Source organism: Providencia sp. wls1914 (assembly GCF_009706645.1).
In the GTDB taxonomy this organism is placed as follows: Bacteria; Pseudomonadota; Gammaproteobacteria; order Enterobacterales; family Enterobacteriaceae; genus Providencia; species Providencia zhijiangensis.
Map to the genome: position 1 here is coordinate 203287 of NZ_WLUN01000008.1, position 22995 is coordinate 226281.

At 43.1% G+C, this 22995-nt stretch carries 15 protein-coding genes and 3 pseudogenes; 9 read left to right on the forward strand and 9 right to left on the reverse strand.

Annotation, left to right across the window (positions count from 1 at the left end; translation table 11 throughout):
* Nucleotides 1–17: 17 nt before the first annotated feature.
* The 3 genes from asd to GKR74_RS07150 are packed head-to-tail and all read left to right on the forward strand — an operon-like array spanning nt 18 to nt 4686.
* Nucleotides 18–911, forward strand: coding sequence for an archaetidylserine decarboxylase (gene asd, locus GKR74_RS07140; protein WP_181477681.1), 894 nt, complete (start codon nt 18–20; stop codon nt 909–911).
* Nucleotides 912–960: 49 nt separating this feature from the next.
* Nucleotides 961–4302, forward strand: coding sequence for a miniconductance mechanosensitive channel MscM (gene mscM, locus GKR74_RS07145; RefSeq protein ID WP_336431313.1), 3342 nt, complete (start codon nt 961–963; stop codon nt 4300–4302).
* 54 nt (nt 4303–4356) lie between these two features.
* Complete coding sequence (locus GKR74_RS07150) at nt 4357–4686, forward strand: hypothetical protein (RefSeq protein ID WP_154603062.1); 330 nt, start codon at nt 4357–4359, stop codon at nt 4684–4686.
* 16 nt (nt 4687–4702) lie between these two features.
* Here the strand turns inward: GKR74_RS07150 and GKR74_RS07155 are convergent, their stop codons facing one another.
* From GKR74_RS07155 to pldA, 5 genes and pseudogenes are all read right to left on the reverse strand, one after another.
* Nucleotides 4703–5500, reverse strand: coding sequence for a tetratricopeptide repeat protein (locus GKR74_RS07155; protein ID WP_154603063.1), 798 nt, complete (start codon nt 5498–5500; stop codon nt 4703–4705).
* Between the two features lie 262 nt (nt 5501–5762).
* A complete protein-coding gene (gene yigL, locus GKR74_RS07160) occupies nt 5763–6575 on the reverse strand; it encodes a sugar/pyridoxal phosphate phosphatase YigL (RefSeq protein ID WP_154603064.1) in 813 nt (270 codons plus the stop codon).
* A gap of 19 nt (nt 6576–6594) precedes the next feature.
* Nucleotides 6595–7590 carry a lysophospholipase L2 gene (gene pldB / locus GKR74_RS07165; protein WP_154603065.1) on the reverse strand — a complete coding sequence of 332 codons (996 nt, stop codon included), beginning with the start codon at nt 7588–7590 and terminating at the stop codon, nt 6595–6597.
* A 21-nt stretch (nt 7591–7611) separates the two neighbouring features.
* Nucleotides 7612–9426 (reverse strand): annotated as a pseudogene (recQ, locus tag GKR74_RS07170) (ATP-dependent DNA helicase RecQ); the annotation flags it as partial.
* Between the two features lie 95 nt (nt 9427–9521).
* Nucleotides 9522–10412: pseudogene (pldA, locus tag GKR74_RS07175) on the reverse strand (phospholipase A); the annotation flags it as partial.
* Between the two features lie 150 nt (nt 10413–10562).
* Between pldA and GKR74_RS07180 the strand changes: the two are divergent.
* From GKR74_RS07180 to prfH, 6 genes and pseudogenes are all read left to right on the forward strand, one after another.
* A pseudogene (locus GKR74_RS07180) lies at nt 10563–11033 on the forward strand (thioesterase family protein).
* Between the two features lie 167 nt (nt 11034–11200).
* Entirely contained in the window at nt 11201–12094 is an 894-nt protein-coding gene (gene rarD, locus GKR74_RS07185; protein WP_154603067.1) for an EamA family transporter RarD, read from the forward strand.
* A 682-nt stretch (nt 12095–12776) separates the two neighbouring features.
* Nucleotides 12777–14150 (forward strand): APC family permease, encoded by a 1374-nt coding sequence (locus GKR74_RS07190; protein WP_154603068.1) that lies wholly within the window; start codon nt 12777–12779, stop codon nt 14148–14150.
* A gap of 95 nt (nt 14151–14245) precedes the next feature.
* Nucleotides 14246–15967 carry an amidohydrolase gene (locus GKR74_RS07195; RefSeq protein ID WP_154603069.1) on the forward strand — a complete coding sequence of 574 codons (1722 nt, stop codon included), beginning with the start codon at nt 14246–14248 and terminating at the stop codon, nt 15965–15967.
* An 815-nt stretch (nt 15968–16782) separates the two neighbouring features.
* Nucleotides 16783–17916: an RNA ligase RtcB family protein gene (locus tag GKR74_RS07200; RefSeq protein ID WP_154603070.1), complete on the forward strand. Its 1134-nt coding sequence runs from the start codon at nt 16783–16785 to the stop codon at nt 17914–17916.
* Nucleotides 17916–18527: a peptide chain release factor H gene (prfH, locus tag GKR74_RS07205; protein ID WP_154603071.1), complete on the forward strand. Its 612-nt coding sequence runs from the start codon at nt 17916–17918 to the stop codon at nt 18525–18527. Before GKR74_RS07200 ends, prfH begins: the two co-directional genes overlap by 1 nt.
* A 44-nt stretch (nt 18528–18571) precedes the next feature.
* Here prfH and GKR74_RS07210 read toward each other — a convergent pair whose 3' ends face one another.
* The 4 genes from GKR74_RS07210 to uvrD all read right to left on the reverse strand — a co-directional run bounded on the left by GKR74_RS07210 (nt 18572) and on the right by uvrD (nt 22978).
* Nucleotides 18572–18826 (reverse strand): hypothetical protein, encoded by a 255-nt coding sequence (locus tag GKR74_RS07210; RefSeq protein ID WP_154603072.1) that lies wholly within the window; start codon nt 18824–18826, stop codon nt 18572–18574.
* Nucleotides 18827–19018: 192 nt separating this feature from the next.
* Complete coding sequence (locus GKR74_RS07215) at nt 19019–19603, reverse strand: 2OG-Fe(II) oxygenase (RefSeq protein WP_154603073.1); 585 nt, start codon at nt 19601–19603, stop codon at nt 19019–19021.
* A gap of 254 nt (nt 19604–19857) precedes the next feature.
* On the reverse strand, nt 19858–20622 hold the full coding sequence (locus tag GKR74_RS07220; protein WP_230089132.1) for a hypothetical protein: 765 nt from the start codon (nt 20620–20622) through the stop codon (nt 19858–19860).
* A gap of 193 nt (nt 20623–20815) precedes the next feature.
* Entirely contained in the window at nt 20816–22978 is a 2163-nt protein-coding gene (gene uvrD / locus GKR74_RS07225) for a DNA helicase II (RefSeq protein ID WP_154603075.1), read from the reverse strand.
* Nucleotides 22979–22995: the final 17 nt, after the last annotated feature.

The window sequence follows — 22995 nt, forward strand, 5'->3', positions numbered from 1 at the left end:
AAAATTCAGAGGTTAACGTGCTAGATAAAATCAAAATTCGCCTGCAATTTATGCTTCCTAAACAAGGGCTTACTCAACTTGCAGGATGGTTTGCTAGTCGCAATGTAGGTTTTGTAACCCAATGGGCAATAAAGCTGTTCGCAAAAGCCTACAAAGTGAATATGAATGAAGCTCAAAAAAGTGAGCTTACCGCGTATTCAACTTTTAACGACTTTTTCATCCGTACATTAAAAGATGGCGCGCGCCCAATTGTTGAAGCCGAACATCAACTTGCACAGCCTGCAGACGGTGCCGTTAGCCAATTAGGCCCTATCGATAATGACCTGATTTTTCAGGCAAAAGGCCATAATTATACCGTTGAAGCCCTACTTGCTGGGCAATATCAGTTAGCCGATAAATTTCGTGATGGTGATTTTATCACAACCTATTTATCCCCAAGTGACTACCATCGTGTACATATGCCATGTGACGGCTTATTAACAGAGATGATTTACGTCCCTGGCGATCTGTTCTCCGTTAATCCATTAACCGCAGCAAATGTACCGAATTTATTTGCACGTAATGAACGTTTAATCTGCGTGTTTGATACACCATTTGGCACAATGGTGCAGATTTTAGTTGGTGCAACCATTGTCGGCAGCATTGATACCGTTTGGAGCGGTTGTGTTAACCCACAGCGTGAAGGCGTGATTAAACGGTGGACATATCCTGCACAAGGTGAAGAAGGCGCTATCTTCCTACAAAAAGGGGAAGAAATGGGTCTATTCAAACTCGGTTCCACTGTCATTAACCTGTTTGAACCTAACAAAATTCGCTTTAATGCCTCATTGATCCCCGGCTATGCAACCCGCATGGGTGAGCTATTAGCAGAATCAATCGATGAGCAGCAACGCACTGAAACTGTTAGCTAATCATTTAAACTATAATTAAATTATTCTATCTCTGAAGGAGCTCCTCACTGTGCGTTTGATTATCAGTTTTTTACTTAGCCTGTTAATCGTTTTTTCATCCCACGCGGCGCCAGCTTCCGCACAAGATGAAGCACAGATTACACAGGAGCTCAAACAGCTTGATCCAAGCAAAAACCCCAAGGACGCAGAGACCGCTCAAGCGTTGCAAGGGGCATTAAGCTGGATTAACGAAGCCCGTGATTCAGACAATAAGGCAAAGTCTTACCAAGATGCTATCGATAATTTCCCTAGAATTATCAAAACAATACGTCAAGCCTTACTCAATGAAACCGATACACCGCCCGCGATCCCTACCAGCATTAGCTTAAGTGAACTAGAGCAGCGTATTACCCAAGTCAGCAGCCAGCTACTTGATCAAGGGCGCTTGATGCAGCAAGAGCAAGACAAAGGGCGCGAAATCAGCGAATCCCTGAATCTCTTGCCACAGCAGTTATCTGAGGCACGACGTCAATTAACGGATGCCTCAACGCGATTCCAATCGCTCAATACGCCAACGACTCCGTTAGCTGAAGCCCAATACACCTTAGCTCAAGCCGAAGTAAGTGCTCGCAAGTCCATTGTGAACGAGCTAGAAATGGCGCAATTATCGGCCAATAACCGTCAAGAAATTTCCCGAATGGCGCTGGAGCTTGAGAAAAAGCGTTATCAGCGCCTAGAATTAGAGCTTCAACAGCTCCGTGATTTCCAAAATACCCAGCGCCAACAAAAAGCAATATTGGCGTTAGAGCATACCGAAATGTTGGCAGAACAGGGTGAATTGACCCCGTTCTTAAAAGAGCAGCTTGATATCAACCGCAAAATGTCCCAAGAGTTGACCGAGCAAGCTCAGCGTATGAGCGAAATCACCACCAACCAAGCCGAAATCTCCACCAGCATTCGAAATGCACGACAAGCACTCTCGACTATTCGTGAACAAGCCCAGTGGATCAGCAGTTCAAGTACTTTAGGAGAAGCGCTTCGTACCCAGCTTTCTCGCCTTCCAGATATCCCTAAAAGCCAGCAACTTGACCGTGAAATGGCGGATTTACGTGTTCAGCGCTTAAATTATGAAGATATGCTTGAGCGCTTGTCCAAGCTTGACGTATCAGTACAAGAAAGCGCCAATGATTTAAACCCTTCGCAGTCACAGGTTTATCAGTCACTGATGAAGACCCGCAAAGAGCTATTAACTTCGCTCATTTCGGGATTTGATGGCGAAATGTTAGAACTGACTAAGCTCAATGTTGCAACGGGGCAATTAACGGATGCGCTGAAAGAGGTAAAAGACGCCTCAAACCGTTATCTGTTCTGGGTCGCTGATGTCCCGCCGATTAGCATTAATTATCCGGTGCTTGTGGTTACTGACATGACCCAGTTGCTTTCACTGGATACTCTCTCCCAGCTCGCAGGTGCCCTGCAAGTGATGGTCACTAGCCAAGACACGTTCTTATACCTGCTGGGTTCCATTATCTTAGTCATTTTCAGTGTCAGCACACGCCGCCATTATCAAGCGTTCTTAGACCGTTCAAGCCTGCGCATTGGTAAAGTGACACAAGACCGTTTCTATTTAACCATCCGCACTATTTTCTGGTCGATTATCGTGGCGCTTCCTCTGCCGATGATGTGGTCTGCCATTGGCTATGGCTTACAAAGTGCATGGCAATATCCGATGGCAGCAGCCATCGGCTACGGCGTTAGCGCAACGACCCCGCTGCTCTGGCTGTTTATGATCAGTGAAACATTCTCACGACCTACCGGGTTGTTCATTTCCCACTTTGGTTGGGATAAAGACGCGGTAAAACGCGCAATGCGCCATTACCGATTAGCCATTTTTGTGATTGTGCCGTTAGTGATGGCGATCATCACTTTTGAACATTACAGCGAGAGAGAGTTCTCTGCGACCTTAGGCCGCCTCTGCTTCTTAGTGCTATGTGTCGCACTAAGCTTAATTACCAATAACTTACGCCGTTCTAAAATCCCATTATATTTGGACAGACATGGCTCCGGTGAAAACTTAGTGAACACCGCATTATGGTGGCTCATTTTCATTGCGCCGGTGATTGCCGCATTTTTCTCGGTATTGGGTTATTTCTCCACTTCTCAGGCACTGTTGGCGCGACTCGAGACCTCAGTGGCGATTTGGTTTGTGATTTTAATTATTTATCACACTATCCAGCGCTGGATGTCAATGCAGCGTCGAAAACTTGCCTTCGAGCGAGCAAAACAGCGCCGTGCGGAAATCTTAGCCCAGCGAGCTAAAGGGGAAGAAGATTCTCAACTCCCCAATGCCAGCGGTGAAGGGAATATTGATATTGAAGAGCAGGTTCTTGACCTTGATACTATCAGTACCCAATCGGTTGGATTGGTGCGCTCCATTCTGACGATGATAGCGCTGGTCTCGTTAATTTGGCTGTGGTCTGAATTGCATACCGCATTTTCATTCCTTGAAAATATTCGCCTGTGGGATGTGACCTCATCCATCAATGGTGTGGAAACCGTGCAAGCCATCACTATGGGCTCGATTTTTATCGCCATACTGGTGATTATCGTGACTGCGCAGCTCGTTAGAAACTTACCTGCACTATTAGAACTCGCCGTCCTTCAGCATCTCGACTTAACACCGGGCACCGGCTATGCCATCAGTACCTTGACCAAGTACAGCATCACCATCATCGGAACCATTGTCGGGTTCTCCATGCTGGGGATCGACTGGTCAAAACTGCAGTGGCTTATCGCGGCAATGGGGGTCGGGCTAGGGTTTGGTTTACAAGAAATTTTCGCCAATATTATCTCTGGTTTAATGATCCTATTTGAAAAACCGATCCGTATCGGCGATACGGTCACTATCCGTAACTTAACCGGTAGCATCACTAAGATTAATACCCGCGCCACTACCTTAACGGACTGGGACAGAAAAGAGATTATTGTGCCGAACAAGGCATTTATTACTGAACAGTTTATTAACTGGTCTCTGACCGACACCATTACCCGTATCGTGATGACCATCCCTGCTCCAGCGGATGCCGATAGCGAAAAAGTGACAGAGATTATCCTGCGGGCGGCAAAACGCTCGTCCATGATTTTGGATAACCCGAATCCAGAAGTTTATCTCGTGGACTTACAGCAAGGGATCCAAATTTTCGAGCTGCGGGTGTATGCAGGTGAAATGGGGCATCGTTTACCGGCTCGCCACGAAATCCATCAGCATATTTTAGAAGCCTTTGCAGAACAAGGAATTACATTGCCATTCCCACCGTTCCAAGCCCGTGTAGATGTGCGCAGTAATTCGATTCAAAGCGCCACAAATAACCTTTCTGGTCGCAATCCACCTCGTGGTACTGGTGAGCTATAAGTTTATCGAGGGAGCTTTTGCTCCCTCGTTTTTCATCATAGAAAAGGCAGAATAATGACCCAAGCAGTAGAAATCCAAGACGAATCTATCAAATTGAAAATTGCACAGTATGAGCGAATAGGCTCCATTCTGTTTTTTCTGATCCCGTTGGTGATTTTGCTGATTGTCGGAAAGGATTTTGCCTTTAATACGCTCTATCTGTGGCAAGGATTCAGCCTGCTGTATTTGGTGGTTTACCGTTTGAAAGTTCATCAATTGTCGACAAAAACGCTGCAACTGAGTGTACGCCGAGGATGGGGATATAATCGATTTTACCGCTTTTGCTGGGGATATTTGATTCTGTCTGTGATTGGATTAACGGGATACCTGCTGATATCCCGCTAAATTAATATTGGACGAATTAGCTTTCTTCGCTATTACCGTAGGTTTTAATGTAGTTATCAGCCAGTTTTTGCGCTTGTTTCAGCTCTTCTGCGTTCAACTGCTCTGCGATTTTTTTCTGTAAACGTTGGCTCTCTTTATTGCCACTATAAACCGCGGTAGACAGCCATGCATACGCTTGCTGTAGGTTCTTTTTCACCCCTTTCCCTTCAGAGTACATCACCCCTAAACGGTCTTGGGAATTTGCATCACGCTGTTTTGCGGCTTTTCTGAACCAAAACACGGCTTTTTCATTATCTAATGCGACGCCACTACCAATCGAATACATTTGCCCGATTTTGAACTGTGCAATCACATTGCCACCTTGCGCTGCCTTTCTAAACCAGTATGCGGCTTTTTCCAGATCCTGTTTAACCCCTAAGCCCTGTGCATACATGGTGGCCATGTTGGTTTCTGCGCGAGTATCACCATTTTTAGCGGCTTCTTCGTACCACAGCATCGCTTTATCATAATCTCGGCGAACACCAAAACCATTGACATACATAGTACCAAGGCGGAACTGGGCATCTGAATTACCTTGATCCCCGGCTTTGATAAACCATTCTGCAGCCACTTTGGAGTCTTGGGAAACGCCCTGACCTTTAAAATAACGCTCACCTAACAGGAATTGAGACGCGGGATCACCTTTTTCAGCTAACTGCGTAATTTGCTCTATCGTCGTCTGTTCACTGGCGGTCGTTGGTTTCGCCGGTGTAGCCAATAATAATGAACTATAACAAACAGATCCTAACAACAGCGCTAACGCAATTTTTTTCATCCTAAGTAACCCTCAACAGTGCAGTATGGCAACTGGCGACACAGTAATACCCGTTATTATCGGCTGATTTGGCAGATTATACAGCCTAAACTCGCTTTTCATCTGAACTAGTTTAAATTTACTCGTCAGAAGACAAAATAGGATAAACACCTTAATTTTGATGAATAGCACTTTTCGTTATCATTCATGGCAAAAGGCAAATAAAAAGCCAGATAGTTTTTTATTCTATCTGGCTTTCTGTTTATACACATAGAAAAAATGGTTATTTGTTGTCTAAATATTTACTTCTCAAATAACGAGCAACCGCATCATCTTGGTTAGACCCGATAACTTCCATCTGAGGTAAAGCATCTTTCAGCAGCTGATGAGCATTTTGCATAATGCAGCCCTTGCCTGCTAACTTCAGCATCTCTTTGTCATTCATGCCATCACCAAACGCGATGCAATCATGGGTTCCATAACCATGCAATGCTGTGACTTGTTTCAATGCTTCCCCTTTAGAAACGGAGCCAGCCATCACTTCAAGGCAACTATGCAAGGAGAAAGTAACATGAACCTTGTCCTGCCAACGACGTTGAATACGCTGTTGCAGATCTACCAGTAAATCGTGATCTTCACTGGTGTAATACACTTTACAGACTTCCGATGTTGGGAAATTACGGGGATCAAACAGTTGGTAATTAAACACAGACTCTTTGAAAAACTCTTTCTGCTCAGGGCTTTCACGGTTAATAAACCAATCATCGCCATGGTAGTAATTGGTGAGAATTTCTGGGTGATCAAACTCCATTAAGCACAGTTCTTTCGCTATCTGCGAGTCAACGTTGTTCGCAAAAATAAGGTCGCCATTGGTGTTATGAATACGCGCCCCATTCGAGGTGATCATATAAGCATCAATACCCAGACCATCACGGATCTGTGCAACATCAATATGATGGCGTCCCGTCGCGAATACAAATCGTACTTCTTCGGTCGCTACAAGCTGCTTAAGAGTGTCTTTGGTATACAGGGTTAAATCATGATTGGGAGATAAAAGTGTTCCGTCCAAATCGGAAGCAACAACCGGATATTTCATACAAGATCCCTAATTATGGCTAATGCTGCTCAAAAAAATCACAAATTGCATTGAGGGCCATGGCTCTCAATGCATCTATTTCAAACAGGATTTCGTGGTGAGCCCCTTCGATAATGAGGGGTAATTTTTCTTCTCGTCCTGTTTGCGCTTTTTGCCGACTTTGACAAAAAGCTTGTAGCTCTCGATTACTGACTACCTTCTCTTCGCTCGCTTCAAGGAGCATCAGAGGGGTTTCAATCTCTCCCGCTTTCGCAACCAGCTCTTTGCCAATCGCAAAACTTTCTCGTAACCAGTGGTAAGTTGGACCACCGAGACGTAATTCAGGATAATCCGCATAGTAGCGTAAGTAGCGTCGATAACGCTCTTGGCTATGGGTTAACACATTGATTAAATAAGGTAATGGCTGCCATTTCCCCGTAGAAACTGCATAATCATTTCGCACACTGCGGCGCGGTTCTGCACGCTCAACAATAAAGCTCGCGAGCCAATGAGGCATCGGTAAATTAACGCCAATCATGGGAGCACACAATGCGGCAGCGTCAAATGTCACGCTATCTCGGAGTAAATACCCTGCGAGGATCGCGCCCCCCATCGAATGAGCCAGCGCATAGCATTTAGGATAGTGACGATCTCTCACTTCTAAATCAATGAATTTTTCAAAATCATCGATGTAATCTGTGAATTTTTCAACATGCCCTTTTTGGGGATCCGCCAGCATACGGCCAGATCTCCCTTGCCCACGATGATCAATAATAAAAACATCGAACCCTAAATGATAAAAATCGTAGGCGACTTCAGGGTATTTAACGTAACTTTCACTGCGACCCGGTGATATAACCACGGCTTTATGGTGCTTTGCATGAATAAAACGCACATAACGAATAGGAATGTCATCAACGCCAAGAAACTCAGCTTCTTCACGTAATTGCCAAAAATCTAAAAGCGGACCGTTGGTAAAGGCCGAAAACTCAGTTTCTCGATTTAACCAACTGGCTTTTAGACTATCTGGCGACATGGGGTTTCCTCATTCATAACCTTCTAGATGATCTTGGATGAGTGTCATAAACGCCTCACCAAAACGCTCTAATTTTTTCTCACCAACCCCATTTATCAGTAATAATTCAACGGGTTTAGTCGGGCAATGTTCAGCCATTTCAATCAACGTTGCATCGTTGAAAACCACAAAAGGCGGGATATTTTCTTCATCCGCAATGGATTTACGTAATTTACGCAATTTGGCAAACAGCTTCTTATCATAATTGCCATGATAAATTTTGTTTTGTTGATTCCGGCTTTTGGTGACTAAAACACGTGGAACCGCTAACTGTAATGGCATTTCACCACGCAGAATGGGCCTAGCCGCTTCCGTTAACTGTAATGCGGAGAAATGCGCGATATTTTGAGTGATCATGCCTAAATGAATTAATTGACGTAAAACGCTCACCCAATGTTCATTAGTCTGCTCTTTACCAATACCATACACCGGTAGTTTATCGTGCCCTAAGTCGCGAATTCGCTGATTGTTAGCGCCTCGTAGCACCTCAACAATATAGCCAATACCAAACCGCTGCCCAACGCGATAAATACAAGAGAGTGCTTTTTGCGCATCCATCAGCCCATCATAACGTTTTGGCGGATCAAGGCAGATATCACAGTTACCACAAGGTTTTTGGCGATTTTCGCCGAAATAGTTCAGTAAAACCAGGCGACGACAGGTTTGCGCTTCGGCAAAGGCAGCAATGGCATTTAATTTATGACGTTCAATATCCTGCTGCATTCCCGCTGGTTTTTCTTCTAAACATCGACGGAGCCACGCCATATCAGCAGGATCGTAAAATAGAATGGCTTCGGCTTCGACGCCATCACGCCCTGCTCGTCCCGTTTCTTGGTAATACGCTTCAATGTTACGAGGAATATCAAAGTGCGCCACAAAACGGACGTTGGACTTGTTAATTCCCATTCCAAATGCCACGGTCGCAACCACAATTTGCAGGTTATCTTTCTGGAATGCATCTTGCACCCAGTCGCGCTGGGCACTCTCCAAACCAGCATGGTAAGCAGCGACACTCAAGCCACGTTTTTGTAATCTTTCCGCGGTTTCTTCAACTTTACTACGGCTATTACAGTAAACAATCCCTGACTTACCTTTCTGAGCCTTAATAAAAAACCATAATTGATCTAACGGTTTATATTTCTCGACTAAGGTATAGCGGATGTTTGGGCGGTCAAAGCTGCTCACATGAACTAATGGGTCATTAAGCTCGAGTAAGCGAATAATATCAGCGCGCGTGGTTTCATCTGCTGTAGCAGTCAGCGCCATCACGGGCACATTCGGTAAGGAATGGCGTAATTGACCTAATGAACGATATTCAGGACGGAAATCATGGCCCCATTGGGAAATACAGTGCGCTTCATCTACCGCTAATAAGGCGATATCCCAGCTACCAATTTGCTGAATGAAATAGTCAGTCAGTAAACGCTCTGGTGCCACATACAGAAGTTTGATTTTCCCTTGAGCGCATAATTCCATAATTTGGCGCTGCTCTAGAGGGGTTTGTGAGGAATTCAAACAAGCCGCTTCAACACCGTGTAACTTGAGTTGATCAACTTGATCCTTCATTAAGGAGATTAAAGGTGACACCACCAGCGTAATGCCTTGTTTAACCAGCGCAGGCACTTGGTAGCAGAGCGATTTTCCGCCCCCTGTTGGCATCAATACTAAGCAGTCACGACCATCGAGAATACCGCCAATGACAGCATCTTGCCCCGGACGAAAGGATTGGTAACCGAACGTGCTATTGAGCACATTTTCAGCCAGTGAAAGTTGATTGATAACGCAAGCGGTAGACACGAATTCCCTCTAGAGGTTGAAACAAATAGCTGCCCGAAAAGAGCAGCTATTGGCAAGATATTACCCTGAAATGACTGGGATGTCTGCCCAGATCACATGATATCGTTAAGCATCACACCGATACCAAAACGCGTTTGGCGATAGTCATAGTCTATCATCGACTCACCATAACCGCTAAAAAGTTGGGTATACAAGCGCACGTGCTTTGTCATTGGGTAGCTCCAACCCAATTCGGCATTACCATACCCTGAATTCCAGTTATAGTGTCCGGCAGCTGAAATAACGCTATCCCCAAGTGCATACCCCACTTTTACGCGGTAATAACCGAGATATTTATTAATATCTGGGTTGTCATCGCTGCTTTCACTTTCAGGAATGCGGTACCACGGTTTTAATTCAACTTGCCAGTCACCCTTTTGCGCCATTGCTCGGGCATAAACACGGTTCCAACTACGGGATGTCGGATCGGATCGACCATTTGATTCATGGTTAAAGCCAGTTTCGAATTCACGTAACGTCCAGCCCGCAAATTGGTTATCTAGCGCCCAACCAACAAAAATCTGTGGCTCATAGTTGGTTTCACGAAATGGCGAAGATTCTTTCTTGTTACTTAATTGCCACCAAGAACGCTGAGTATAAGATGCCGCGAGAACGGAGTTTTCCCCCGCGATACCGCGCCAAATAGGAAATGCCAAGCTCAATTGGAATTTCACTTCATCTTTCAGTGCATCATTACCCCAATCATAACTCGCGATGGCTTTCTTATTTATCGAAGACGTATAGGTATAAATGATGTAATTGGGTTCATAAGGATACAGAACGAATGGGTTATCATAATTTTGCAGTAACCCCGAAATAATACTTCCGCGAACGGGTGTATGATTTTCAGTATCCTGCTGTGCCGGTTCGTTGGTATTGTCAGATGCAAAAAGTGAAACAGACCAGAAACAGAGCACAGAACTCAACAACATTTGTAAAGCGCGCATTTGCCATTCCTATTTCAACTGCGGTGAAAAAATTTGTCTCATTTTACACCGAAAAACGATCAACCGTTGAAAGATTATTCATTTGTTTTCTAGATATTAGCACATACATAATGTTAACTTATCATTAACATCATAGACAAGGATCCTAAAATGAATGACCGCATCTATACCTTCGAAGAAGCCAGCAAATTTATGAGTGATGCATTTATCTATAGAATGCCTTTTAATCAATTACTTGGAATTGAGCTTTTACAAATGACGGATGACTTAGTCCAGCTATCTGTGAAAAATCGCCCTGAGCTGATCGGTAATTTCACCCAAAATATTCTGCATGGCGGCGTGATTGCATCCTTATTAGATGTGGCGGGCGGCATGGTGTGTATTAACCGGATCCTGCAACGCATTGAGCCTCTCGTGCATCAAGACATTGCCGAAAAGATGTCAAAAATGGGCACCATTGACTTGCGCGTTGACTATTTGCGCCCTGGCCGCGGAGAGATGTTTATCGCTAGCGCCAGCTAGCTACGCGATGGTAATAAAATCGCAGTGACCCGCTGTGAATTACATAATGAGAAAAATCAGCATATTGCTACTGCGACAGCGACCTATTTGATTGGATAATGTGAACAAATTGCATGAAACAATTTGGTAAATAATTAATAACCTCATTAACTAATAGCTTGTAAAAAAACCTGAGCAATGTCACATTAACGACATCACAAATCGAGCCTCTTACATTCTTGGTTTCGATCTCTCAGTTTGACTTTATATCACTTTCAGAGCTATTCATGAGCCAACAAAATACTACCAAAGGCGTACTGTGTGCCTTAGGCGCTTATTTTATTTGGGGTGTCGCTCCCATTTATTTTAAATCCATCAAAGAAGTGCCAGCTGAAGAAATTTTGACTCACCGTATTATTTGGTCATTCTTCTTTATGCTGTTATTACTGACAGTTACGCGCCATTGGAATTATTTCCGCCAAATATTAAAGCAGCCTAAAAAGATCTTAATTTTAGGTGTGACCGCCGTGACAATTGCGTCTAACTGGCTGATTTATATCTGGGCGGTGAATAATGGGCATATGCTGCAAGCCAGCTTAGGGTATTTTATCAACCCTCTGGTTAACGTCTTGTTTGGCATGATATTTTTACATGAGCGCTTCCGCCGAATGCAATGGGTTGCGGTCGGATTAGCACTCACTGGCGTATTAATTCAACTCTGGCAATTTGGCTCCGTGCCAATCATTGGATTAAGCCTTGCTGTGACGTTTGCCACCTACGGTTTATTACGTAAAAAATTGGGTGTCGATGCACAAATTGGTATGACATTTGAAACCTTATGGTTACTCCCTGTTGGTATTATCTTCCTGCTATTCTTTGCAGATAGCCCGACAAGCAACATGACCATGAACAGCTGGCATTTAAACATTCTCCTGATTGCAGCGGGGATTATTACTACGGTGCCATTGTTACTGTTTACTGAAGCCGCTAACCATTTAAGGCTATCAACATTAGGTTTCTTCCAGTATTTAGGCCCAAGCATCATGTTCTTACTTGCCGTCTTTGTGTATGGTGAAGTGATGACCCAAGAATTGTTAATTACATTTGGTTTTATCTGGGTTGCATTAATTTTATTTACTTTAGATGCTTTATATACACAGCAGAAACTCAGAAGAAAATAGAATTTAATTTTCCCTATTATGGGCATTCGTGCCCATAATATCTGACTTAAATTAATATTAACCTGCATATTATATTACCCATTTAATGCACGTTTCATTTAATGGAACTAAAAAGGTTAAATTATTTAATATAATTAGCTTATTTTTATTAAAATAATTTACCTTTTGGGTATTTTCTTCTTGTTTTAGTTAATTTCAAAATAAAACATTTTATTGTTAAATTTCAATGCATTACAATACGTTTTATTCCTTGATTTTATCGTAAATTTGATTCATATTTAACTTACGTTAAATTCCACCTTATTAATACACCTTTCAAATATCAACCCATTGAAATAAAACAGTATATTTATTTGTTGAAATAAATGATTGCTTAATAGGAACTTGATAATTATATTGTACGCCGCTTGTATTCACCCCAGCGGATGGTAATGGTCCGATTCATTACTGACGTTTCATTAAAGTGCGCACGATGACAGTGATTTATATTCTGTCCTGGTGCGAGGTTTTCTGAAATTGAATACAAGGCGTCTATCCACATACCTAATTAAATGATTTGTGTATGTAAAAAACAAAACATGTAGTGCTATAGCTCAAGTTATATGGCTGCATTTTAGGTTCACTCGGCCTGTGTATTCAGAAAGAGTTAACGTTGTTAAGGGCTTTTGGGAAGGGCTTCAAAATGCAACAGAATACCGTTCAAATGAAACGTGTACTGACCACCCCTGCGTTAGTATTTTTCGGGCTGGCCTATATGGTGCCACTCGGAATTTTTACCACCTATGGACAAGTGACTGTATTAAGTGAAGGGCATCTGCCTATCGCTTATTTAATTACGCTCGCTGCTGTCTTCTTCACTGCCATGAGCTATTGCCGTATGACCAGTGCACTCCCACTTTCTGGGTCTGCTTATTCGTATGTGCAAAAAACCTTTGGTGGCACTCTTGGATTTCTTGTTGGTTGGGCACAACTGCTGGATTATCTATTTCTGCCGATTATTAACTACATTGCGATTGGGATCTTTGTCCACGAAGCTTTCCCGAACATCCCAATGCCAGTGATAATCTGCTCAACCATCGCTGTTGTCAGCATCATGAACATTTTAGGTATCAAATTGGTATCTTGGATGAATATGCTGATTATTTTGATGCAATTTGTCTTCATCGCCATATTCTTGTACATCTGCTTGCAAAACGCGATGGTACTTGATGTTGAAGCGCTGATGGCACCGCTCACCGTGATGTCATCACAAGTGTCAGGGCTGTTTGCGGGTGCTGCGGTACTGTGCTTAGCCTTCTTGGGCTTTGATGCTATTTCGACCATGGCCGAAGAGACAAAAGACGCACGTCGTGCTTTACCGAAAGCGATTTTATATACCGTATTTATTGCGGGAGCCTTGTTTATTACCATCTCTTACGGCGCACATTTAATGTACCCAGTATGGCAAGATTTTCTCCCTAATACGGATGTCGCCAGTATCGCGGTAATGCAGCAAGTAGGCGATAAAATGAAGTGGATCGGCGCCTCCTTAATGGCATCGAGCTTTATTACCGCTTATGTTATCGGTGTATTTGCCTCTGCGATGACCTCGCAAGCCAGTATTGTGCGTATTTTCTATGCAATGGGTCGTGAAGGTGTGCTGCCTCGCTCTATCTTTGCGTATTTGCACCCGCGCCTGAATACACCTGTATATTCCATTATCTTTGTGGCCGTGGCTTCATTAATGTCGCTGGTGTTATCACTCAGCATGGTTGCGTCGATGATTAGCTTTGGTGCGCTGATAGCCTTTACCTTTGTGAACTTATCAGTCATCAAACATTTCTACATTGACCGCAAAGCTTCCTTGGATAATACCAAGTTGCTCACTTGCCTGATCATGCCATCCATTGGGGTTGTTTTAACCTTGTGGTTATGGACAAGCTTAGATGCAGAAGCCTTCACAGTCGGCTTATGCTGGCTAGCGGCAGGGGCAGGCTACCTCACGCTTCTGACTCATGGTTTTACTCGTCGTCCACCTGCTATCTCTGATGCCGAGACTGAGATGATTATCAATTAATCCTCCAGTACCTTTCGTTGATTATGGGGAAGCTTATCTTCCCCATTGTTTTTTGGTTCTGGCTCCGTAGGAGCCCCTGATACAGACGGTTTACGATGAATAATAAAATTGCTGATGTGATTTATTTCAACGGTTATATCTATACCGCAGACAGTCAAGATAGTGTTGTCGACGCTATCGCCTTGAAAGAAGGTTATATTCTTGCAACAGGGACTTCAGATGAATTACACCAATATGTTGGCCCAGAAACCGAGAGCATCGACCTTGAAGGCAAGATGATGATGCCAGGGATCATTGATGGACATATGCACCCATTTTGGGGCGGCATTCAGCTGTTCGGCTGCCATCTTAATTACGAATCCCTGACTATCGACCAAATTTTACAGCGCGTGCAAGATCACCTCGATAAAGATCCTCGCACGGGTGAAAATGACTGGCTAAAAGTCACTGCATGGTTACGCCAAGGCATGTTACCAGCAGGTATTGATATGTACCGTGAAGATATGGACAAGCTCAATACGAAGCGCCCAGTCGTCCTGTTTTCTAATGACTGCCATACCCTCTTAGCCAATAGCCGCGCCCTTGAATTATTCGGGATCACCAAAGAAACCCCTGAACCACCCGATGGCAAAATCGGTAAATACGAAAATGGCGAACTTAATGGCATTTTAGAAGATGCGCCAGCCATGCGTGCTGCGGATAGCATCCCGTCTATTCGCGATGAACAAGCAGTTGAAGTCGCTGAATTAGTTCAAAAAGTATTGAATCAGCAAGGCGTTACCATGGTGATGGATGCCCGCGTTTCTGAGCAACAATTAGAGGCTTTTCACCAGCTCCAGCAACGTGGCGAACTCACTTTGCGTTTCCAAGCTGCACGCGAAATCACGCCTGATGATACCCCGAATGTGGCTGCCGTGGCTGCTGCTGTCGATAAAGCCGTGGCGTTCGCCAAAAAATGGCACCAAGCGAAGTGGACTCCGACACCGGGTATCGGTCTGCGTAACATCAAAATGTTTGTGGATGGCGTGCTGCAATACCCAACCATGACTGCATCATTATTGCAGCCATACCGCGTGAACAGAGGTACTGATTCAGCGCCAAATTGGGTCGAAACCGATAATTACGGCGACCTCTATTTCACAGCTGAAATTCTGGATGAGCTGCTCGAAAAAATCGCCGCAGCGGGTTACGATCCTCACTTGCATACCGTCGGTGAAGGTGCCGTCTCTATCGTGCTGGATGCCATTGAAAAAATGCGTGCAGCTCACCCAGAGAAAGATATCCGCCCAGGCCTTGCCCATAATGAGCTGGTTGACGCCAAAGATTATGCTCGCTTTGCACGCCTAAAAACCATTGCGTGCTTATCATTCCAGTGGGCAGCACCAACCCCTGAACTGGCAGCTTTCGAAAAAAATATGCTGGGCGAAACCCGTTTCCAACAGCTAGAGCCGATCGCTAAGTTTATTGATGCAGGTGCAGTAGTGGCCTTTGGTAGTGACTGGCCAATCGACGACTTTGACGAGTGGTATGACTTGAAAGTCGCCGCAACTCGCCGTGGCCGCGACATTAATGGTCAGCCAGCCCCAAGACTGGATAACGACCGTGATATGACCGTGATCGAGGTTTTACGTTCGGCAACGATTGATTCTGCTTATGCACAACATCGTGAAGAGGTTTTAGGATCACTCGAAGCAGGCAAATTCGCGGATATGATCGTGCTAGATCGCAACGTATTTACCATCCCAGCTGATGATATTGAAAATGTGAAAGTGCTCCGTACCATTGTGGGCGGAAAAACGGTTCATATCGCGTCGTAGTTTTTTAATAAGTTAAAATAGTAAAAAGTGCCACAATTATATTTTGGCACTTTTTATTTAAAATAAAAAAATCATCTGATTGTAAAAAATATCAAAATAAATAACAGATATGTTTAATTCAATTTTTCAATTACTTTCACATCAACAATTTTACAGCCACCACCGCCTTCTAAAGAAATTAAGCTACCTCTTATGAATAAAGTGGTTCCCAATATGACTATGCAAGTAAGTATGACTGCCATCGTTATATATTTTACCATCCCTCATTGACCTCTTATTTCTCTGTTCGACACACACATGATTCCATTGATTTTAATCACAAATTGTCACTAACGGGGCTTTTTCTTTCCCAGACCAAAAATAAATTCTTAAACTGAGTAAGATCAAGCACCCAGGAAAAGAGTAGCAAAGTTAAAATAGCGAAAATATACCTGTTTGCGCTTATCTTAATGAAATATTTTTATAACATTCAAATCTAGAATTAAATATAAATTTGAGTTTTTCATTTTTATTTATGATGAAAATAATTAATTCCTCATTTATTAATTCCTTTAGGATAAAGATTAATTTCACACCTTTTTTTATTTTCCCTCTTGCAAAACAAAAAAGTTCCCGTTAATATCCGCCGCGTTTTCATTAATTCAATCAATTCACTGCAAGGAGGTTCATCATGACAACAATTAATCAAACTCTTTGCGGGCAGCCTCAGAAATAGTCTTAGACGTTAAAAATCGTTTTAAACGTTAGTTCAGCTATCCTCTCAAACTTGCCTGCTAATCACCTTATTTTTCACATTAAAAATGAGTTAATAGCTTATGGGCAATACCCTTCATTCTGTGGGCGAACATATTCGTTATATCGCGACAGAATCTACATGGATTGAAAGTAAAGCAATCCAACAATTACAAACAACCGCTAATTTACCCGACATGGTGTCTGTGGTCGGCATGCCTGACTTACACCCAGGGCGTGGCTATCCAATTGGCGCAGCATTTTTCTCGGCTAAACGCTTCTACCCAGCGTTGGTGGGTAACGATATCGGCTGTGGCATGAGCCTGTTCCAGACGGATATTAAGCGCGCCAAAGTCAACTTGGATAAGCTGGAAAAACAGCTGTCTGAAATGACGGACCATGCCCCGCAAGAGTGGCTAGATGAGCACGTTCCTGAATCCATGAAATCCCATGATTTTATGGCATCACTCAGCTCCATCGGTGGTGGTAACCATTTCGCAGAGTTTCAATCCGTCGATAAAATCATAAACCAAGAACTGTTTGAGCAAAGCGGTCTTGATAAACAAAAATTGTTGTTGCTTGTGCACAGTGGCTCACGCGGGTTGGGGCAATCCATTCTTCGCCAACATGTTGAGCAACATAGCCATAATGGTCTGGATGAGCAATCTGTTGAGGCTGAGATTTACCTCAATGCACACCAAGATGCGCTACAGTTCGCGCAGATCAATCGCCAGTTGATTGGACTGCGGATGATGCAGCAAGCTAAGGCTTCAGGGGAGCAACGTTTAGACCTCAACCATAATCTTGTTGAGCCATGCCGTATCGACGGGATAGATGGCTGGTTACATCGTAAAGGAGCAACACCTTCAGATAGAGGTTTTGTGGTTATTCCCGGCTCTCGCGGTGATTACAGTTATTTGGTGGCACCGGTTGCCAGTGATTTGAGTTTGAATTCCCTTGCTCATGGCGCTGGGCGAAAATGGATGCGAACGGAATGCAAAGGTCGTTTATCACATAAATATACGCCATTACAGCTATCCCGAACCGCATTGGGCAGTCGCGTTATTTGTGCAAACAAACAATTGATTTATGAAGAAGCACCGCAATCCTATAAATCCATTGAGACCGTTATCGAAAGCATGGTAAATGTCGGCATCATTCAGGTTATTGCTCGCTTAGCGCCAGTGATCACTTATAAAACGAGCGGAGATTGCTAATGGCATTATTACAATTTTCCTCAGCTCAAGGGCCTGATGAATGCTGCATTGCTGTCGAAAAAGCGTTTTCCTGTTTTTTAAAAGAGGCAGCTTTGCAGAATGTTCAAGTGGATGTGTTAGAATCTTTTCCCTCAAAACAGGGGCTAAAGTCCGTATTAGTCTCCTTAGAGGGGAAACAGAGCGAGCAACTGGTCAAGGCGTGGAGTGGAACCGTTCAGTGGCAATGCCAAAGCCCTCTGCGACCACGACATAAACGCAAAAATTGGTTTATTAGCGTGATAGCGTTTTCACCTATCCGCCCTTTAGAAGAGAGTGAAATCGAATATGAATTCACAAAATCTCAAGGTGCTGGTGGCCAACATGTGAATAAAACCTGTTCCGCGGTGCGTGCCAAACATGTCGCTACAGGGATTAGCGTGAAAGTCCAATCGGAACGTAGCCAACATGCGAATAAGAAGCTGGCAAAAGAGCTAATTCATTGGAAGCTCAGTGAATTTCAATCTCAACAACTGAGCTCTCTAGATAAGCAGCGCCATCTTTCTCACTATCAAATTGAACGAGGAAATGCCGCATTAGTTTTTGCTGGGAAAGAATTTAAGCGGGTTAACTAAGTTATGGGAAGCCACAATAAATCTGTGGCTCCCCAATTTGCTACCTAGTAGCAATACAGGTCACCAAGGATAATTTCACAATTAATAGTTTTTGTCTCAAATGCACTCAACAGATTGTTATCAACCGAGCTACCATCTGTTGAATCTAATACAGCTATTTGCTCAATCATCATCGATTCATTTTCATAGCCATTAAAACAGTCAGAAATTAGCGGTTCATCTATTTCTTGTTTATTATGGAGTGACTTTTCTTCTTGCTGAATAAATAGATCTAATAATACAGATTTTAAATTAATCATATAATTCATCCTTTATTTATATTTAAATTAATAAAAATTCATTATCTTTATGCCAACCAAGATAATAGATTTAAAATAAAGGCAGATAATTTAAAAAACAAACTTATTATTTATATGTAAATTTTAGTTTTATTATTAAGATGATTAATTCACAGCCCGCCCCTTTGCAGAGGCGGCATAGACGAGAAAGGGTTACAGTATTTTTTCAGTCAGGAACCAACCGGCAATACTTTCACGCTTTTTTTGGGTAGGTAGAACTTCATGGGGAAAATCTTCAGACATAAAAAAGACCATGCGGCCCGCTAATGGCTCCAAGGTAAATAGCGCGTTATCCTGCATGTCATACATCACAATTTCACCACCATCCCCCTGCTGCCATGACTCATTCATATACAGCACAGTGGTGACTCGACGGCGCCCTTGCCCACGGAAGTTATCCACATGCTTTTTATAGAATCCACCATTAGGATAACGACAAAAATGGGTTTCAAAGTCTCGTAATCCAAGGAATAACTGACAGTTAAGTTCCTGACGCAAGCTTTCCATCTTATCCAGATAATAAAGGACAGGCGCCCCCATTTCTGGTTCAAGCCACACCGTTTGATCGCCGCGGATGGTTTTGTTGTCTTGTAACGTGTTTTGATAGCCAATACGCGCGTCTTGCAGCGTATCGGGGATACAACTTTTAATAGCCTGAGTTTCTGATAGGTTCAGAAAATCGTCCCACACATACCAGCCCTGTGTGGAAAGTGAATCAATAAGTTGATTGATAGACATGATGAATCTATGAATGGTTATTAGGTAAGATTTTATACTTGATTATCGGAAAAAATTAAAATAAAAAACGTAAATCTTGATGATTCAACAACCGTATCGATGATTAATCCTAAAAGGAGAAGTTTCTAAATATAGGAGTTCAAGTAAAATCTATCGTATTGATACTAAAGAAAATGAAGATCACTATATGAAATTCATTAAGGATGCTCAACATAACCATCGAGCATCCTCAACCAATCGACAAGACGATATCGTTAGTGTGTTATTCCACACATTGCCGTTCTGCCGATGCAACCTTTAATATGACTGATAGGTTTTTGGTCTAATATTGGTGTATCAATACTCGACGAAGCATTACTCTCATAAGCGGGTTTAAATCCTGCAATTTGCTCAGTGAGTGCACCTGCTGGCTGAAATTGGGTATTTGATGGCATCGATTTCTTCATGCCCTCAAAGAAATCTAATTCAATATTTAAACGTTCCTGATTCATTTCATTTATCAAAACGTTAAGCTCATAAATTTCTTTGGCTAATTCATCGCTTTTTCTATTAAAATTAGCAATAGGTGTGAAAATCATGCCCCTTAATCCACCATGATTAGTGAAGTCTATTTTTTTGAAAGAATATTCTGGTTTATTCCAAGTTTGACTATTCTTTAAATCTTGATTGACTTCTTTAATATAAAAATCAATTTCAACTTGATTATAAGAGCCATTATCTTCCTTCAAATCAGTAAGCATAGATTCTTGCTTTAATAACATATTCGAAATTATTCTTACTTTTTCCATTTGCTCAATCGAGCGCTTATTTATTTCATGCCCAACCTTATTCATGGTTTTTTTCATTGAACCAGCATCACGTCGGCGAGACATGGACAATTTATCACCCGTAGAATTCATATTTTCTATTGCTTTATACGCATTATTATTTGCTTCATCTAATAGATGATTAACCCTTTCCATCTTTAATTTAGCCAAATATAACTTTTCATTTAAACGAGTAAATTTTTCATTTTCCATATGATAAATCTCCATTAATTAATTTAATTAAAATGAAATTAGAGATTATAGTAGGTTAAAATAAAAAACAAATATTTAAATTATATATTTAGAATATAAATATAAAGAATAATTATTTAATATAATATAATGTTTTTAGGATTTATTTTTGACTAGCACCACAATCCTTTGCGGTGCTATATTTTATCGAGATCTACAGCATTTCTAACCGCGCATAAGACGCTACCAGCCACTTAATCCCTTGCCCTTGGAAGGCAATTTGTAGACGGCAATGTTCTCCACTACCTTCGAGATTAATAATCGTGCCTTCACCGAATTTAGGGTGCATCACTCGCTGCCCTAGCGCATAACCAGAATCATTTTGGCTAATCGGTGTGCCAAGACGTTGATGGCTAACAGGACGTGAAACCGTGGCTCTTAATCGAACTTCCTCCACACACTCCGTCGGCAGTTCTCCAATAAAACGTGAAGGACGATGGTAAACTTCCTTACCATATAAACGGCGGCTTTCTGCATAAGTAATTGTCAATTTCACCATAGCGCGGGTGATCCCCACGTAGGCAAGACGGCGCTCCTCTTCTAAGCGCCCACTTTCATCCATCGACATTTGGCTTGGGAACATACCTTCTTCCACGCCCACCATAAATACGACAGGAAATTCCAGACCTTTTGCTGAGTGCAGCGTCATTAATTGCACCGCATCTTGGCTGGCATCCGCTTGACTATCTCCAGATTCCAATGCCGCATGGGATAAAAATGCCTGCAATGGCATCAAATCTTGGTCTTCATCTTGATAGCTAAAATCGCGGGTTGCGTTGACCAACTCTTCCAAGTTTTCAATTCGCGCTTGAGCTTTTTCGCCTTTTTCTTGTTCATACATGGCACGCAAACCAGAATCATTGATCACTCGGTCAGCCTGTACATGCAGTGGCATCTCTTGAGTTTCTTTAGCTAGCGCATCGATTAACTCGAGGAAACGCTCGATAGAGCTTGCCGCACGTCCACCAAGAACTTGCTCGCGAAGTAAGTACTCACAACTTTCCCATAATGTCAGTTGCTGATCTCGAGCAGTCTGGCGAACGGTATCCAACGTGCGCTCACCAATCCCACGAGTCGGCGTATTCACCACACGTTCAAAAGAGGCGTCGTCGTTACGGTTAGCAATTAATCTTAAATAGGATAAGGCGTCTTTAATTTCTTGGCGTTCAAAGAAGCGTTGACCACCGTAAATACGGTATGCCATCGCGCCTTGAATTAACGCTTCTTCCATCACACGGGATTGGGCGTTGCTACGGTAAAGGATGGCGCAATCTTGCAGCGCACCGCCATTTTCATGCCACTGTTTAATTCGTCCAACCACATAGCGAGCTTCATCAAGCTCATTGAAGGCACAGTAAAGGGAAATAGGCTCACCATCACCGCCTTCTGTCCATAAATTCTTACCAAGACGGTCGCTGTTATTGGCGATCAGGGTATTTGCTGCTTTCAAAATATTATTGGTAGAGCGGTAGTTTTGCTCAAGACGGATAGTTTGTGCGCCGGGAAAGTCATTCAAGAAACGCTGAATATTTTCAACTTGAGCGCCACGCCAACCATAGATTGACTGGTCATCATCACCCACGATCATCACTTTGCCAGTGTCACCCGCTAACACGCGGATCCACGCATATTGAATGCTGTTGGTATCTTGGAACTCATCTACCAAAATATTGGTAAAACGCTCGCGATAATGTTGAAGAACATGAGGCTTATTCAGCCATAGCTCATGAGCACGTAGCAGTAATTCGGCAAAATCCACCAGCCCAGCGCGATCACAGGCTTCTTGATAAGCTTGATAGACTTTCAGCCATGTCGCTTCGACTGGATTACCATAGCTTTCAACATGCTGGGGACGTAGCCCTTCATCTTTTTTGCCGTTGATGTACCACATTCCCTGACGAGGCGGCCACTGCTTCTCATCAAGATTCATGGCTTTAAGCAGACGACGAATCAAGCGGTATTGGTCATCACTGTCTAGAATTTGGAAATCTTGCGGCAGATTCGCATCCAAATAATGCTGGCGAAGTAAACGGTGCGCGAGACCATGGAAAGTACCGATCCACATACCGCCTTCGCTAGTACCCACCAACTGATTGATACGATGACGCATTTCTGCGGCAGCTTTGTTGGTAAACGTCACGGCCATAATTGAAAACGGAGAAGCATTCTCCACTGACATCAGCCACGCAATGCGATGTACCAATACGCGTGTTTTACCACTACCCGCCCCTGCGAGCACCAGTAAATTAGTACGCGGGGCGGCAACCGCTTCGCGCTGTTTGTCATTAAGACCTTCGAGCAGATATGAGACGTCCATAGTTACCATCAAAGCAA

Coding starts and splice junctions, on each gene's coding strand:
- GKR74_RS07150 (WP_154603062.1), top strand. CDS start 4,357: ATGACCCAAGCAGTAGAAATCCAAGACGAATCTATCAAATTGAAAATT.
- GKR74_RS07155 (WP_154603063.1), bottom strand. CDS start 5,500: ATGAAAAAAATTGCGTTAGCGCTGTTGTTAGGATCTGTTTGTTATAGT.
- yigL (WP_154603064.1), bottom strand. CDS start 6,575: ATGAAATATCCGGTTGTTGCTTCCGATTTGGACGGAACACTTTTATCT.
- pldB (WP_154603065.1), bottom strand. CDS start 7,590: ATGTCGCCAGATAGTCTAAAAGCCAGTTGGTTAAATCGAGAAACTGAG.
- rarD (WP_154603067.1), top strand. CDS start 11,201: ATGAGCCAACAAAATACTACCAAAGGCGTACTGTGTGCCTTAGGCGCT.
- GKR74_RS07190 (WP_154603068.1), top strand. CDS start 12,777: ATGCAACAGAATACCGTTCAAATGAAACGTGTACTGACCACCCCTGCG.
- GKR74_RS07195 (WP_154603069.1), top strand. CDS start 14,246: ATGAATAATAAAATTGCTGATGTGATTTATTTCAACGGTTATATCTAT.
- GKR74_RS07200 (WP_154603070.1), top strand. CDS start 16,783: ATGGGCAATACCCTTCATTCTGTGGGCGAACATATTCGTTATATCGCG.
- prfH (WP_154603071.1), top strand. CDS start 17,916: ATGGCATTATTACAATTTTCCTCAGCTCAAGGGCCTGATGAATGCTGC.
- GKR74_RS07210 (WP_154603072.1), bottom strand. CDS start 18,826: ATGATTAATTTAAAATCTGTATTATTAGATCTATTTATTCAGCAAGAA.
- GKR74_RS07215 (WP_154603073.1), bottom strand. CDS start 19,603: ATGTCTATCAATCAACTTATTGATTCACTTTCCACACAGGGCTGGTAT.
- GKR74_RS07220 (WP_230089132.1), bottom strand. CDS start 20,622: ATGGAAAATGAAAAATTTACTCGTTTAAATGAAAAGTTATATTTGGCT.
- uvrD (WP_154603075.1), bottom strand. CDS start 22,978: ATGGACGTCTCATATCTGCTCGAAGGTCTTAATGACAAACAGCGCGAA.